Origin of the sequence: Cellulosimicrobium cellulans (assembly GCF_001722485.1) — a bacterium.
GTDB classification, from domain to species: Bacteria; Actinomycetota; Actinomycetes; order Actinomycetales; family Cellulomonadaceae; genus Cellulosimicrobium; species Cellulosimicrobium cellulans_A.
In genome coordinates this window covers 1-13,873 of record NZ_LWGL01000008.1, presented here as the reverse complement: position 1 = coordinate 13,873, position 13,873 = coordinate 1, and the positions used below count along the sequence as shown (strand labels likewise).

At 73.8% G+C, this 13,873-nt stretch carries 11 protein-coding genes and 2 pseudogenes; 2 read left to right on the top strand and 11 right to left on the bottom strand.

The genetic code is table 11. The features are described 5' to 3' along the window. Window positions 1–64: 64 nt before the first annotated feature. The 5 genes from ilvN to JZ5iCDA_RS02015 all read right to left on the bottom strand — a co-directional run bounded on the left by ilvN (window position 65) and on the right by JZ5iCDA_RS02015 (window position 6,889). A complete protein-coding gene (gene ilvN, locus JZ5iCDA_RS02035) occupies window positions 65–589 on the bottom strand; it encodes an acetolactate synthase small subunit (protein ID WP_069385598.1) in 525 nt (174 codons plus the stop codon). Window positions 590–609: 20 nt separating this feature from the next. After that, window positions 610–2,502 carry an acetolactate synthase large subunit gene (locus JZ5iCDA_RS02030; protein ID WP_069385597.1) on the bottom strand — a complete coding sequence of 631 codons (1,893 nt, stop codon included), beginning with the start codon at window positions 2,500–2,502 and terminating at the stop codon, window positions 610–612. 437 nt (window positions 2,503–2,939) lie between these two features. Continuing rightward, the gene (locus tag JZ5iCDA_RS02025) at window positions 2,940–3,950 is read right to left on the bottom strand and encodes an ABC transporter permease subunit (RefSeq protein ID WP_069385596.1); all 1,011 of its coding nucleotides are present in this window, start codon (window positions 3,948–3,950) and stop codon (window positions 2,940–2,942) included. Then, window positions 3,947–4,987, bottom strand: a complete 1,041-nt coding sequence (locus tag JZ5iCDA_RS02020; protein ID WP_083259553.1) for an ABC transporter ATP-binding protein — start codon at window positions 4,985–4,987, stop codon at window positions 3,947–3,949. Before JZ5iCDA_RS02020 ends, JZ5iCDA_RS02025 begins: the two co-directional genes overlap by 4 nt. Before the next feature lie 54 nt (window positions 4,988–5,041). Continuing rightward, window positions 5,042–6,889 carry an alpha-glucosidase gene (locus JZ5iCDA_RS02015; protein WP_083259552.1) on the bottom strand — a complete coding sequence of 616 codons (1,848 nt, stop codon included), beginning with the start codon at window positions 6,887–6,889 and terminating at the stop codon, window positions 5,042–5,044. A gap of 374 nt (window positions 6,890–7,263) precedes the next feature. Here JZ5iCDA_RS02015 and JZ5iCDA_RS02010 point away from each other — a divergent pair. Further along, window positions 7,264–7,395: pseudogene (locus tag JZ5iCDA_RS02010) on the top strand (AzlD domain-containing protein); the annotation flags it as partial. A gap of 56 nt (window positions 7,396–7,451) precedes the next feature. After that, on the top strand, window positions 7,452–7,961 hold the full coding sequence (locus JZ5iCDA_RS02005; RefSeq protein WP_069385622.1) for a GNAT family N-acetyltransferase: 510 nt from the start codon (window positions 7,452–7,454) through the stop codon (window positions 7,959–7,961). A gap of 4 nt (window positions 7,962–7,965) precedes the next feature. Here the strand turns inward: JZ5iCDA_RS02005 and JZ5iCDA_RS02000 are convergent, their stop codons facing one another. The 6 genes and pseudogenes from JZ5iCDA_RS02000 to JZ5iCDA_RS18695 form a co-directional block, all read right to left on the bottom strand. Further along, entirely contained in the window at window positions 7,966–8,478 is a 513-nt protein-coding gene (locus JZ5iCDA_RS02000; protein WP_083259551.1) for a hypothetical protein, read from the bottom strand. Continuing rightward, window positions 8,475–9,230: a 4-hydroxy-tetrahydrodipicolinate reductase gene (dapB, locus tag JZ5iCDA_RS01995; RefSeq protein ID WP_290438794.1), complete on the bottom strand. Its 756-nt coding sequence runs from the start codon at window positions 9,228–9,230 to the stop codon at window positions 8,475–8,477. Before dapB ends, JZ5iCDA_RS02000 begins: the two co-directional genes overlap by 4 nt. A gap of 164 nt (window positions 9,231–9,394) precedes the next feature. After that, the gene (locus JZ5iCDA_RS01990) at window positions 9,395–10,726 is read right to left on the bottom strand and encodes a M16 family metallopeptidase (protein WP_069385595.1); all 1,332 of its coding nucleotides are present in this window, start codon (window positions 10,724–10,726) and stop codon (window positions 9,395–9,397) included. Between the two features lies 1 nt (window position 10,727). Further along, window positions 10,728–12,965, bottom strand: coding sequence for a polyribonucleotide nucleotidyltransferase (locus JZ5iCDA_RS01985; protein WP_069385594.1), 2,238 nt, complete (start codon window positions 12,963–12,965; stop codon window positions 10,728–10,730). A 261-nt stretch (window positions 12,966–13,226) separates the two neighbouring features. Further along, window positions 13,227–13,496: a 30S ribosomal protein S15 gene (gene rpsO / locus JZ5iCDA_RS01980; protein WP_069385593.1), complete on the bottom strand. Its 270-nt coding sequence runs from the start codon at window positions 13,494–13,496 to the stop codon at window positions 13,227–13,229. A 125-nt stretch (window positions 13,497–13,621) separates the two neighbouring features. Next, a pseudogene (locus JZ5iCDA_RS18695) lies at window positions 13,622–13,873 on the bottom strand (DUF6297 family protein); the annotation flags it as partial.

The window sequence follows — 13,873 nt, the reverse complement described above, 5'->3', positions numbered from 1 at the left end:
GACGTGCGGTGGTGCCGCCCTCGCCCGGCGCCCGTGCGGGTCCGGTTGCGAGGGTAGGCGATGGTCAGGCGGGGCGGACGACGCGTTCCAGCGCTCGGTCGGTGATGGAGCGGGCGCCGCGCCCGACGGCGACGGCCCCGGACTTGACGATCTCGCGGACGCCGTACGGCTCGAGCGCGCCGAGCAGCGCGTCGAGCTTCTCGCCGGTGCCCGTCGCCTCGATCGTCACGGCGTCGGGGACGACGTCGACGACCTTCGCGCGGAAGAGGTTGACGACCTCGAGCACGCCGGTGCGGTTGGCGCCGTCGGCGCGCACCTTGACGAGCATGAGCTCGCGCTGCACGGACGCGCCCGCGTCGAGCTCGACGATCTTGATGACGTTGACGAGCTTGTTGAGCTGCTTCGTCACCTGCTCGAGCGGCCGCTCCTCGACGTCGACCACGACGGTGATGCGCGAGATCTCCTCGTGCTCGGTCGGGCCGACCGCGAGCGAGTGGATGTTGAACGCGCGGCGCGCGAAGAGGCCGGCGACGCGCGTGAGCACGCCGGGCTTGTTCTCGACGAGCACCGAGAGGGTGTGACGGGACATGGCTGGGTCTCTCCCCGGTCTCAGTCTTCGCGGTCCCACGCGGGCGAGATGCCCCGCGCGTACTGGATGTCGTCGTTGCTCACGCCGGCGGCGACCATCGGCCACACCATGGCGTCGCGCGAGACGGTGAAGTCGACGACGACGGGGCGGTCGTCGATCTCCATCGCGCGCTTGATCGCCGCGTCGACCTCGCCCGCCGACTCGACGCGGATGCCCTCGCACCCGTACGCGTCGGCCAGCTTCACGAAGTCGGGCACGCGCCGGGTGCCGTGACCGGTGTGCAGGTCGGTGTTGGAGTAGCGCATGTCGTAGAACAGGGTCTGCCACTGGCGCACCATGCCGAGCGAGCTGTTGTTGATCAGCGCGACCTTGATGGGGATCTCGTTGATCGTGCAGGTGGCGAGCTCCTGGTTGGTCATCTGGAAGCAGCCGTCGCCGTCGATCGCCCACACGGTCGCGTCCGGGCGTCCGACCTTCGCGCCCATCGCGGCGGGGATCGAGAAGCCCATCGTGCCGAGGCCGCCCGAGTTGATCCACGTGCGCGGGTGCTCGTACCGGATGAACTGCGCGGCCCACATCTGGTGCTGGCCGACGCCCGCGGTGTAGATCGTGTCCGGGCCGGCGATCTCACCGAGCCGCGAGATGACGTACTGCGGCGCGAGGTGGCCGTCGTCCGGCTCGGTGTAGCCGAGCGGGTAGGTCTCGCGCCAGTCGTCGATCTGGCGCCACCACGCCTCGACGTCCGGCTTGCCGTGCGCGGCGTGCTCGCGCTCCAGCTCGGGCACGAGGTCGGCGAGGACCTCCTTGAGGTCGCCCACGATGGGGACGTCCACGTCGCGGTTCTTGCCGATCTCGGCGGGGTCGATGTCGGCGTGCACGATCGCCGCGTGCGGCGCGAAGCTCGAGAGCTTGCCGGTGACGCGGTCGTCGAAGCGCGCACCGAGCGACACGACGAGGTCGGCCTTCTGCAGCGCCGCGACGGCGGGCACGGTCCCGTGCATGCCGGGCATCCCGAGGTTCTGCGGGTGGGTGTCGGGAACCGCGCCACGGGCCATGAGGGTCGTGACGACGGCCGCGCCGGACAGGTCCACCAGGCGACGCAGCTCCGCCGACGCGTCCGCGCGGATGACGCCGCCGCCCACGTACAGCACCGGCCGCCGGGACGTGGCCAGGAGGCGCGCGGCCTCGCGGATCTGCTTGCTGTGCGGCTTCGTGACCGGGTGGTAGCCGGGCAGGCGGACGTCCTGCGGCCAGGAGAACGTCGTCCGTGACTGCATGGCGGACTTCGCGATGTCGACGAGCACCGGCCCCGGGCGGCCCGTCGACGCGATGTGGAACGCCTCGGCGATGGTGCGCGGGATCTCGTCCGGGTCGGTGACGAGGAAGTTGTGCTTGGTGATCGGCAGGGTCATGCCGACGATGTCCGCCTCCTGGAAGGCGTCCGTGCCGATGGCGCCCGCGGCGACCTGGCCGGTGATCGCGACGAGCGGGATGGAGTCCATGTTCGCGTCGGCGATGGGCGTGACGAGGTTCGTCGCGCCCGGGCCCGACGTCGCCATGGTCACGCCGACCTTGCCGGTCGCGTGCGCGTACCCCTGGGCCGCGTGCCCGCCGCCCTGCTCGTGGCGCACGAGGATGTGGCGCAGGCGCCGGGAGTCCATGAGCGGGTCGTACGTCGGCAGGATCGCCCCGCCCGGGATGCCGAAGACGACCTCGGCGCCGACCTCCTCGAGCGAGCGGACGATCGACTGCGCGCCGGTCATCTCCTCGCCGGCGGTCGCGGCGGGGAGGACCTGCGCGCGGCGCGCGTCGGTCCGGGGCGCGACGGACGCCGGTGTCGGGGCGGGCTTCGGCGCCGTGGCCGGCGCGGGGGCGTCCGGTCGCGCGGGTGCCGGGGTGTGACCCTGGGCCATGGTGTCTCCTGCGTGTCGTGGCCTCGGCCCGGCGGGCGCCCCGTGGGGCGCTCCGCCGGTGCCGGAGCCGACCGTCGTGGTGCGGTCGTGCTGCTCGCGCGTGCTGTGCCGGTGCCCGCGGGTCTCGCGGGGACGGCAGTCGCGGGGCCGTGGTGGGCCGGTCGCGCCGTGCTGTGCGGTTGTGGTGGCAACAAAAAACCCCTCGGACCCGGGATACGGGCTGGACGAGGGGTGAGCGCGCTGACGAAGCCTGTGTGCGTGGCCTCAGCCGGCGCGCTCAGGAAGTACTACGAGAAGGATCGTCTGCACGGCATGGGACTCTACGCCGACCCTCCGACGATGTCACGTGTCGAGGCGGCCGTCTCACGGGATGGGACGGGCTGCGACCGGGCGGTCGTCGCGCGGCTCCCCCGCACGCGCGCTGCGCGCGGCGTGGGTCAGGACACGTCGCGCCGACGGAAGACGAGCACCGCGAGCGCCGACAGCACCGCCACCACGGCCGCGAGGAACAGACCGCCCTGGGCCTGCGAGACCGTCTGCTCCACCCCCTGGCACGTCATCATCCCGGTGGCGTCGGTCGTGCACTCCTGGGTCCAGACCGTCGTGCCGCCCTGCACCCACGCGGTGAGGTTCGTCCGCACGAGCCAGCGCTGAGACTCCTGCAGCGCCATGGTGACGACGTTCTCCACCACGAGGACCCACACCACGACGAGGCCGACCGCGCCGGCGGCGTTGCGGAGCAGGGCCCCCAGCGCGGCGCCCGCGGCGGCGACGAGGGCGGCCGCGACGAGCACACGCCCGCCGACTCCCGCGAGCTCTGCCCACGTGTCGGCGGTGACCGGACCGAGCCGTCCGTTGAGCGCGTACGCCCCGTACGCCCCACCGGCCATGAGCACGTACGCGACGGCGACGACGGGCAGCACGCCGACCGCGGCGGCGAGGGCCTTCGACCAGTAGACGCGCTGCCGGCGCGGCTCGAACGTCAGCCACAGGCCGATCGCGCCGGTCGAGATCTCGGCGGTGAGGAAGGAGACGCCGACCACGAGCGCGAGGAGGAGCAGGAGCGGCGCGAGCTGCGCGACGGTCGTCGACCCCGGCACCGGCCAGGATTCCGCGTCGCCCTCGAACGTCGGCACGGGCGCCAGGAACTGGTCGAGCTGCGGCTCCATGTCGTCGCAGCCGAAGTCCGCGCCAGGCTCTGTCTCCTGGGCCCGCTCCTCCTCGCGCTCGCAGTCGGCCACGTACCGGTCGCCGTTGCGCTCCCAGTCCTCGAGCACGGACTCGTACGAACGCTGCGCCTGCGCGCGCTCCGCGTCCGACGTCGGCAGGCCGACGACCCAGGCGAGCGCCACGGTCACCAGCGCGAGCGCGATCGTCCCGGCCACCGCCCAGCGGACGAGGCGCCGGGCGGCGAGGCGGCGCAGCTCGACGCGCAGCAGGCGGCTCACGCGGTCACCTCCTCGGCCCGGAGACGACGATCGTGGCGCGACCCGGCCGCGGCGTCCTTCGCGGTGAGCTCGAGGAAGACGGCCTCCAGCCCGGCCTGGACGGGGACGAGCTCGTCGACCCACAGGTCGTGCTGCGCGAGGGCGCGCGTGATCTGCGCCGGTTCCGCGACGCCGTCGACGAGCAGGTGCCGCCCGTCCCGGCGCACGCCGTGCCCGGCGGCGCTCAGCACGGCGGCGGCCCGGTCCGGGTCGTGCACGCCGACGCGGACAGATCGTGCGCCGGAGCCGATGAGGTCCTCGACGCGCCCGCTCGCGATGAGCCGTCCGCGCGCGACGATCGACACGGTGTCCGCGACCTGCTCGACCTCCGCGAGGATGTGGCTGCTCACGAGCACCGTCCTGCCGTGGTCGGCGAGGCTGCGCATCGTGTCCCGGATCTCGCGGATGCCGGCGGGGTCGAGCCCGTTGGTCGGCTCGTCGAAGATCAGCAGGTCGGGGTCCTTGAGCAGCGTGGCCGCGACGGCGAGCCGCTGCTTCATCCCCAGCGAGAAGCCCCTGTAGCGGTCGCGGGCGCGCTCGGCGAGCCCGACCTCCGCCAGCACCTCTCCCACCCGGCCCGGGGGCGCGCCGATCGCCCCGGCGAGCAGGTCGAGGTTGCGGCGCGCGCTGAACGCGGGGAAGAACTTCGGGGACTCGACGATCGCGCCGACCCGCCCGACGACGTCGGGCAGGTGCCGCGGCACCTCGTGCCCGAAGATCCGCGCCTCGCCGGAGTCCGGGCGCACGAGCCCGAGCAGCATCCGGATCGTCGTGGTCTTGCCCGACCCGTTGGGGCCGAGGAAGCCGTGGACGCCGCCCACGGGGACCACGAGGTCGAGCCCCTCGACGCCCACGGAGCGCCCTCGGACCGTCCGGTACGTCTTGCGCAGCGCACGCGTCTCCACCGCCGGGACGTCCGTCGCACCGTGCACCTGTGCCCCCTCGCGCGCCACCTCGTGGCCTCGTCGCCCGACCGTGCCGTCGGCTGCGAGGAGCATAGGGGACGCATGGTGCTCCGCGGAAGCACACGCGGCCAAGACATGACCTGCGCTCTACCGAGGAGGCAGCGTCCGGCGCCGGCGGAGCACCACGCCCTCCCACGGCCGCAGGCGACCGCCGAGGTCGGACGCGCCCGCGTCGTCGGGCACGGGGTGCGTCGCGAGGAGCACGGACGACTCTGCCCACCCGTCGAGCACGTCGCCGGGCACGTCCTGGGGCTCACCGCCCACGTTGACCAGCACGAGCAGCTCGTCGCGCTCCCCGGGTGCGCCGTCCTCCGACGGCGCGTCGAGCGCGCGCGTGAACGCGTAGACCGCCTCGTGGTCGGGCACGAGCATGCGGAAGTCGCCGAGCGCGACGACCGGGACGTCGTGCCGCAGGGCGTGCAGGCGCCGGTAGAAGTGCAGGACGGAGTCGGTGTCCGCCCACGCCGCCTCGGCGTTGACCTCGACGTGGTTCGGGTTGACCTCGAGCCACGGCGTGCCGGTGGTGAAGCCCGCGTGCTCGCTCGCGTCCCACTGCACGGGCGTGCGGGCGTTGTCGCGGCCCATCGCCGCGAGCGCCGCGAGCATCTGGTCGGGCGTCGCGACACCGTGCTCCACCATCTCCCGGTAGTGCCCGAGCGACTCGACGTCCTGGTACTGCTCGACGCTGGTGAAGTGCGCGTTCGTCATCCCGAGCTCCTCGCCCTGGTAGACGTACGGCGTGCCGCGGTGCAGGTGCAGGAGCAGCGCGAGCGCCTTCGCGGACGCGACGCGGTGCTCGGGCGAGTCGTCGCCGAAGCGGGAGACGACGCGCGGCTGGTCGTGGTTGTCCCAGTACAGCGAGTTCCAGCCGGCCTCCGCGAGCCCGGCCTGCCAACGGCCGAACGTCGCCTTGAGGTCGGTGAGGCGCATCGGGACGGGGTCCCACTTGGACGCACCGTGGTCGACGCCCATGTGCTCGAACTGGAACACCATGTCGACCTCACGGCGTGCGGGGTCGGTGTAGAGGCGACCGTGCTCGACCGTCACGCCCGGCGTCTCGCCGACGGTGAGGATCTCGCGCCCCTGCGCGAGGTACGGCGCGAAGACCTCGTGGTGCATCTCCGCGAGGTACTCGTGCACGCGAGGGCCGTCGGTGTAGTAGGGGCTGCCGTCGCCGAGCACGCCGTAGTGCACCTCGCCGTCGGGCAGCGACCCGTCGTCCGCGACCGCCTTGGAGATCAGGTTGATGACGTCCATGCGGAAGCCGTCGACGCCCCGGTCGAGCCACCACCGCATCATGGCGTGCACCGCGCCCCGCACCTCGGGGTTCTCCCAGTTGAGGTCGGGCTGCTTGGTGTCGAACAGGTGCAGGTAGTACTCGCCGCTCGCCTCGTCGAACGCCCAGGCGCTGCCGCCGAAGAACGAGCGCCAGTTCGTCGGCTCGGCGCCCGGGGTGCCGGGCTCCATGCCGGCGCGGGCGGGGCGCCACCAGTACCAGTCGCGCTTGTCCGAGGTCCTGCTCGCCCTGCTGTCGCGGAACCACGGGTGCTCGTCGCTCGTGTGGTTGACGACGAGGTCCATGACGAGCTTCATGCCCCGCTCGTGCAGGCCTGCGACCAGCGCGTCGAGGTCGTCGAGCGAGCCGAACAACGGGTCGACGTCCTGGTAGTCGCTGATGTCGTACCCGTTGTCCGCCTGCGGCGACCGGTACACCGGCGACAGCCACACGACGTCGACGCCGAGCTCGGCGAGGTGGTCGAGGCGTCGCAGGACGCCCGGCAGGTCGCCGATCCCGTCGCCGTCGGAGTCCTGGAACGATCGCGGGTAGATCTGGTACACGACGGCGCGCGTCCACCACGGCGCCTCCTCGGGAGCCGCGGCGCCGGGCCAGCCGCCGCGGGGTGCGTCGTCGTCGGTCGGTGCGTGCAGGGCCATCCGGTCGCCTCTCGGGTCAGGGGGTCTCGTCCCACCCTGCCCGACGGCGCCGCTCGCCGCGACGCGACGAAGCTCCGGTCGGCCGTCGCGGTGAGAGGTTCGCCTCGGCTCGAGTGACGCGTCTCCGCTCGAGTGATGCGTGCAGGGCCGCATCGTTCGAGCAGAGCCGCCTCACTCGCCGCCTGGACGGCGGTGCGTCACCACGTCTCCGCACCGGCGAACGACGTCGGGGCCGGGTCGACGCCGAGCACGTCGCGCAGGACGGCGAGGTCGTACGTGCGCTCGGCCGCGAGATGGCTCAGCGCGTAGCGCGTGAGCCGCGGGGGCTCGGGCCGCCGCGCGACGCGCCAGGTGCGCTCGGCGACGGCCGCGAGCTCTCCCTGGACGCGCGCCTGCCCGCGGTCGCCGTCGCGGCGGTCGCCCTCGCGCTGCGGGCGCCGTTCGTCGTCGTCGTGCTGCTCGCCGCGGTCACCGCCGCCGGTCTGCGCGCGCTCGGCTGGGGCTGACCGGGACGCCCGCCCGGGGCGGCATCCGGCACCGCGCCGCGCGTAGGGTGGGCGGCGTGAGCCTCTTCCGCGAGACCGCCGACGTCTCGGTCCGCCCCGCCGTCCCGGGCGACGACGTCGCGATGACCGCGATCCAGGTCCGCGCGTGGCGCGCCGCGCACGACGACGTGCTCGGTGCCGAGGTGCTCGACGCGCTCGACGGCGTCCGGATGCGGGAGCAGTGGGCCGCCGCGATCTCCTCGCCGCCCGGTCCGGGCTTCGGCGTGCTCGTCGCGTGCGCGGGGGCCGACGTCGTGGGGTTCGCCGCGGTCGCGCCCGGTCAGATCGTCGCGCTCGAGGTGGAGCCCCGCCACCAGCGCGGAGGCCACGGGTCGCGGCTGCTGGCCGCCGCCGTCGACCGGCTGCGCCGCGACGGCGCGGAGGAGGTCGCCACGTGGGTGCTCGACGGCGACGTCGCGCGCGAGGCCTTCCTGGGCGGTGCGGGTCTCGGCCCGGACGGCCGGACCCGCACGCTCGCCACCGGGGTGCGCGACGTCGTCGAGCACCGGTGGGTCGCGCAGATCTGACCCGTCAGGCCCGGCGGCGGGAGGATCGGTACAGCGCCGCGGCCCGGCGCAGCGCCTCGCGCGCGCGCCGCCGGTCCCGCGCGGCGTCGTACGCGAACGCGAGGTGGTACCACGCCTCCCAGCGCTGCGGGTCCGCCTCGACCGCGTCGCGGTAGGGACCGAACGCGGCGTCGGCGGCGGCCCGGTCGATGCGGCCGCCCGGCGAGCGCGGCAGGTCGTCCGCAGGGAGGCGGCCCGACGCCGCGAGCTCGTCGGCCATGCGCTGGACGGTCGTCGCGAGCCGCAGCTCGCGCGCGACGAGCCAGATCACCAGCAGCGGGACGACGAGGACACCGGCGCCGATGCCGACCGCCGCCGGCTCGCCCGTGCCCATGAGCGCGAGCGCGCGCCCCGCGACCGCCCACGCGTACAGGGCGAGGAGCGCCGTGACGAGCAGCGCGCCGACGAAGCCCTTCCAGGGACGGCCGCCCCCGGACGGGCCGTCCGGGCGCGCGTCGCCGCCGTCCGCAGCGCTCACGCGAGGTCCAGGACGTTCTCGAGGCCGACCGTCAGCCCCGGGCGGGCCCCGACCTCGCGCACGCCGAGCAGCACGCCCGGCATGAACGACACCCGGTCGAACGAGTCCTGTCGGATGACGAGCTGCTCCCCCGCGTTGCCGAAGAGGATCTCCTCGTGCGCGACGAGCCCGCGCAGGCGCACGGCGTGGACCCGCACCCCGTCGACGTCCGCGCCACGCGCCTCCCAGCCGGACTCGGTGGCGTCGGGGGCCGGGGCGAGGCCGGCGTCGGCGCGGGCCGCGGCGATCGCCGCGGCCGTGTGCCGCGCCGTGCCGGACGGCGCGTCCACCTTGTCGGGGTGGTGCAGCTCGATCACCTCGGCCGACTCGAAGTAGCGCGCGGCCTTCGCGGCGAACGTCATCGCGAGCACGGCCGACAGTCCGAAGTTCGGGGCGATGAGGACCCCGAGGCCGGGACGCCCCTCCTCCGCCGCGCGCGCGAGGTGGTCGGCCACCCGGCCACGGCTCTCGTCGGTCCAGCCGGTCGTGCCGACGACGGCGTGCACGCCGGCGTCGATCAGCGCGTGGACGTTCGCCTCCGTCGCGCCCGGCACGGTGAAGTCGACCGCGACGTCAGCGCCGCCGAGCGTGGCGGCGGACACCTCGTCGCCCGCGTCCAGGCGCGCGACGAGCTCGAGGTCGGGCGCGGCCTCGACCGCCGCGCACACGGTCGACCCCATGCGGCCGGCGGCGCCGAGGACCGCGACGCGCAACCGCGAGGACGGGTCGGAGGAGGCGGGGCGGGGGGCGGCGGGCGCTGCGTCGTCGTGCGGAGTCACGGGCGCCACCCTATCGCCGGGGCGTGCGGGGCGTGCCCGCGCCGGGACGACGACGGCCGCCTCCCCGGCGGGGAGGCGGCCGTCGGGAGCGGCTGCGGTCAGTCGCCGAACGGGCCGACGCGCACGACCGAGCGCGGCCGGGAGGCGAGCTCGCCCGCGAGCTTGCGGACGTCGTCGGCGGTCACCGAGCGGATGGCGTCGAGGGACTCCTCGAGGCTGAGGAGCTCGCCGTAGACGAGCTCCGCCTTGCCGAGCCGGCTCATGCGCGAGCCGGAGTCCTCGAGCCCGAGCACGAGCCCGCCCGCCAGCTGGCCGGTGCTGCGGTCGAGCTCCGCCTGCGTGATGCCGTCGTCGGCGAGCCGGTCGAGCTCGCGGTGCAGCAGCGCCGTGACCTCGTCGACCTTCGACGGCGCGCAGCCGGCGTAGAGGCCGAACGTGCCGGTGCCGCCGTGCCCGGACGCGAACGAGTACGTCGAGTACGCCAGCCCGCGCTTCTCGCGGATCTCCTGGAACAGGCGCGAGCTCATGCCGCCGCCGAGGGCGGCGTTGAGCACGGACAGCGTGAAACGGCGGTCGTCCGTGGCCGCGAGGCCGGTGCCGCCGATGATGACGTTCGCCTGCTCGACGGCGCGGCGCACGGTCAGCTCGACGCCGTCCGCCCCGACGCCCTCGAGCGCGGGGTCGTCCGGGTCGCGCCGGGCGCGCGGCGCGGCGGTCGCGTCGAGCGTCCACCCGCCGTCGGCCAGCGCGCGCGCCACCTGGTCGACGAGCGCGTCGTGGTCCACGCCGCCCGCCGCCGCGACGACGAGCGTCTCGGGGCGGTAGTGCCAGCGGTAGTGCTCCCAGACGGCGTCGCGCGGCACGGCGTTGATCGTGTCGGGCGTGCCGCCGATCGGCCGGCCCAGCGGGTGACCGGCGAGGACCGCGGCGGCGAACTCCTCGTGCACGACGTCCGACGGGTCGTCGTCGTTCATGGCGAGCTCTTCGAGGATGACCCCGCGCTCGGTCTCGAGCTCGCCGGGGTCGAGGCGCGCGGAGGTCACCATGTCGGTGATGACGTCCACGGCCATGGGCAGGTCCGTGTCGAGCACGCGCGCGTAGTAGCACGTGTGCTCCTTGCCGGTCGCGGCGTTGGCCTCGCCGCCGACGGCGTCGAACGCCTCGGCGATGTCCATGGCGGAGCGGCGCGCGGTGCCCTTGAAGAGCAGGTGCTCGAGGAAGTGGGTCGAGCCGAAGTGCCCGTCGGTCTCGTCCCGGGAGCCGACGCCGACCCACGCGCCCACCGTGGCCGAGCGCAGGCCCGGCATCGTCTCGGTGAGCACGCGGACCCCGCCGGGCAGGACGCTGCGACGGATCGTCGCACCGTCCTGCCCGGCGGTCAGCTCGGCACCGGGCTCGCCGGCGGGGACGAGCGGGAGGTGCCAGGTCACGTCAGGCCTCGGCCGGCTCCGTCGCGACGGCGTCGGCCGCGTCGGCCTCCTCCGCGCCACCCTCGACCACCGCGACCAGCGACAGCTTGCCGCGCGGGTCGATCTCGCCGATCTCGACCTGGACCTTCTGGCCCACGGACAGCACGTCCTCGACGTTCTCGACGCGCTTGCCGCCCACGAGCTTGCGGATCTGGCTGATGTGCAGCAGACCGTCCTTGCCCGGGGACAGCGAGACGAACGCGCCGAACGACGTCGTCTTGACGACGGTGCCGACGAAGCGCTCGCCGACCTCGGGCACGTGCGGGTTCGCGATCGCGTTGATCGCGGCGCGCGCGGCCTCGGCCGACGGGCCGTCGGTGGCGCCGATGTAGACGGTGCCGTCGTCCTCGATGGAGATGTCCGCGCCCGTCTCCTCCTGGATCTGGTTGATCATCTTGCCCTTGGGGCCGATGACCTCGCCGATCTTGTCGACCGGGACCTTCACCGTGATGACGCGCGGGGCGTTCGGGGACATCTCGTCGGGCACGTCGATGGCCTCGGCGATGACGTCGAGGATCGTCAGGCGCGCGTCGCGGGCCTGCGTCAGCGCGCCGGCGAGGACCGACGCGGGGATGCCGTCGAGCTTCGTGTCGAGCTGGATGGCCGTGACGAACTCGCGCGTGCCGGCGACCTTGAAGTCCATGTCGCCGAACGCGTCCTCGGCCCCGAGGATGTCGGTGAGGGCGGCGTAGCGCGTCTCCCCGTCCACCGTGTCGGAGATGAGGCCCATCGCGATGCCCGCGACGGGCGCGCGCAGCGGCACGCCCGCGTTGAGGAGCGAGAGCGTCGAGGCGCAGACGGAGCCCATCGACGTCGAGCCGTTGGAGCCGAGGGCCTCGGACACCTGGCGGATCGCGTACGGGAACTCCTCGCGGCTCGGCAGCACCGGCACGAGCGCGCGCTCGGCGAGCGCGCCGTGGCCGATCTCGCGGCGCTTGGGGCTGCCCACGCGGCCGGTCTCACCGGTCGAGTAGGGCGGGAAGTTGTAGTTGTGCATGTAGCGCTTGCGCGTCTCGGGACCGAGCGAGTCGATCTGCTGCTCCATGCGGAGCATGTTGAGCGTCGTGACTCCGAGGATCTGCGTCTCGCCGCGCTCGAACAGCGCCGAGCCGTGCACGCGCGGGAGCACCTCGACCTCGGCCGAGAGCGTGCGGATGTCCGCGAGGCCACGGCCGTCGATGCGCACGCCGTCCGTGAGGACGCGCTGGCGCACGAGCTTCTTCTGCAGCGAGCGGTACGCCGCCGAGAGCTCCTTCTCGCGGCCGTCGAAGCCCGCCTGGAGCTTGCCGACCATCTCGTTCTTGATCTCGTCGAGACGGTTCTCGCGCGCCTGCTTGTCGGCGATCGCGAGCGCCTCGCGCAGGTCCGCCGAGACCTCGGCCTCGACGGCGGCGAACGCGTCGTCCTGGTAGTCGAGGAAGAGCGGGAACTCCTGGACCTGCTTCGCCGACTGCGCGGCGAGCGCCGCCTGGGCGTCGCACAGGGCCTTGATGAACGGCTTCGCCGCCTCGATGCCCTCGGCGACGATCTCCTCCGTCGGGGCGGTGGCGCCCTCGTCCTTGACGAGGCCCCACGCGTTGTCGGTGGCCTCGGCCTCGATCATCGCGATCGCGACGTCGTCACCCACGACACGGCCGGCCACGACCATGTCGAAGACCGCGCGCTCCTTGTCGGAGTACTTCGGGAACGCGACCCACTGGCCGTCGACGAGCGCGATGCGCACGGCGCCGACCGGGCCGGAGAACGGCAGGCCCGAGATCTGCGTCGACGCCGAGGCGGCGTTGATCGCGAGCGTGTCGTACGCGTCGTCCGGGTGGATGGCGAGGACGGTGATGACGACCTGGACCTCGTTGCGCAGGCCCTTGACGAACAGGGGGCGCAGCGGGCGGTCGATGAGGCGGCACGCGAGGATCGCGTCCGTCGAGGGGCGGCCCTCGCGGCGGAAGAACGAGCCGGGGATGCGGCCCGCGGCGTACATGCGCTCCTCGACGTCCACCGTCAGGGGGAAGAAGTCGAACTGGTCCTTGGGGTGCTTGCCCGCCGACGTGGCCGACAGGAGCATCGTCTCGTCGTCGAGGTAGGCGGCGACGGAGCCGGCGGCCTGACGCGCGAGGCGCCCGGTCTCGAACCGGACGGTGCGGGTGCCGAAGCGACCGTTGTCGATCGTCGCCTCGGCGAACTGGATCTCGGGACCCTCCACGGGTTCCCTCCCTTTCTCGGGGGCGCCGCCCGGTAGCCCTGTCGAGGGCCCGGTCCGTGCCCGCACGCCTGGCGTGCCGGGCACCGGTCGCGCTCGACGCTCGGCGGTCTTCGATCGAGGTCCACGGCGGTCCGTGACGGGCACGGGTCCGTGGGCCACTACCGAGGACCGAACGAGGGGCCGGCGGCGCGGTGGGTGTCTTACGGGTACATCACACCAGACCAGCCCGGTCCCTGCAGGGACCGGGCTGGCGGCGTGGTGTCAGCGACGCAGACCGAGGCGCTCGATGAGGCTGCGGTAGCGGTTGATGTCGACCTTCTGCAGGTAGCCGAGGAGACGGCGGCGCTGGCCGACGAGCAGGAGCAGCCCACGACGGCTGTGGTGGTCGTGCTTGTGCTCCTTGAGGTGCTCGGTCAGGTCCCGGATGCGCTGCGAGAGCAGCGCGATCTGGACCTCGGGCGAGCCGGTGTCGCCCTCGCTGGTCGCGTACTCGGTGATGATGCGCTGCTTCGTGGCAGTGTCGAGCGGCACGGCTCTCCTTCGTGGGTTCGTTGCGCGGCGCTCCGGGTCGGATATCCCGGGCTCTCTCTGTCCGCGGCCGTCCAGACGGCGCATCGATCCTACCAGCAGACGCACATGCGCCCCGGGGCCCGGCCTCAGCCGCGTCGTGGCGGCTGTGCGGCCACGACGCACGCCACGAGCACGACGAGCGCCTGGACGACCACGAGCGCGGGCGTGACGACGCCCAGGAGCGCCGCGACGGCGAACGGCAGCGCCGTGAGCAGCACGAGGTCCGGGCCCTGGCGCGCCACGGCGGCGGCGTCGACGGGGACCGCGCCGGCGGGCGTCGCGAGCAGCGGGCCGGACCAGTCGGGCTCCGGGCGCAGCATCCCGCGCAGCGCGCCCGC

Bases quoted from the DNA above. Each gene is read 5' to 3' on its own strand.
- ilvN (WP_069385598.1), bottom strand. From the start codon at position 589: ATGTCCCGTCACACCCTCTCGGTGCTCGTCGAGAACAAGCCCGGCGTG.
- JZ5iCDA_RS02030 (WP_069385597.1), bottom strand. From the start codon at position 2,502: ATGGCCCAGGGTCACACCCCGGCACCCGCGCGACCGGACGCCCCCGCG.
- JZ5iCDA_RS02020 (WP_083259553.1), bottom strand. From the start codon at position 4,987: ATGCTCCTCGCAGCCGACGGCACGGTCGGGCGACGAGGCCACGAGGTG.
- JZ5iCDA_RS02015 (WP_083259552.1), bottom strand. From the start codon at position 6,889: ATGGCCCTGCACGCACCGACCGACGACGACGCACCCCGCGGCGGCTGG.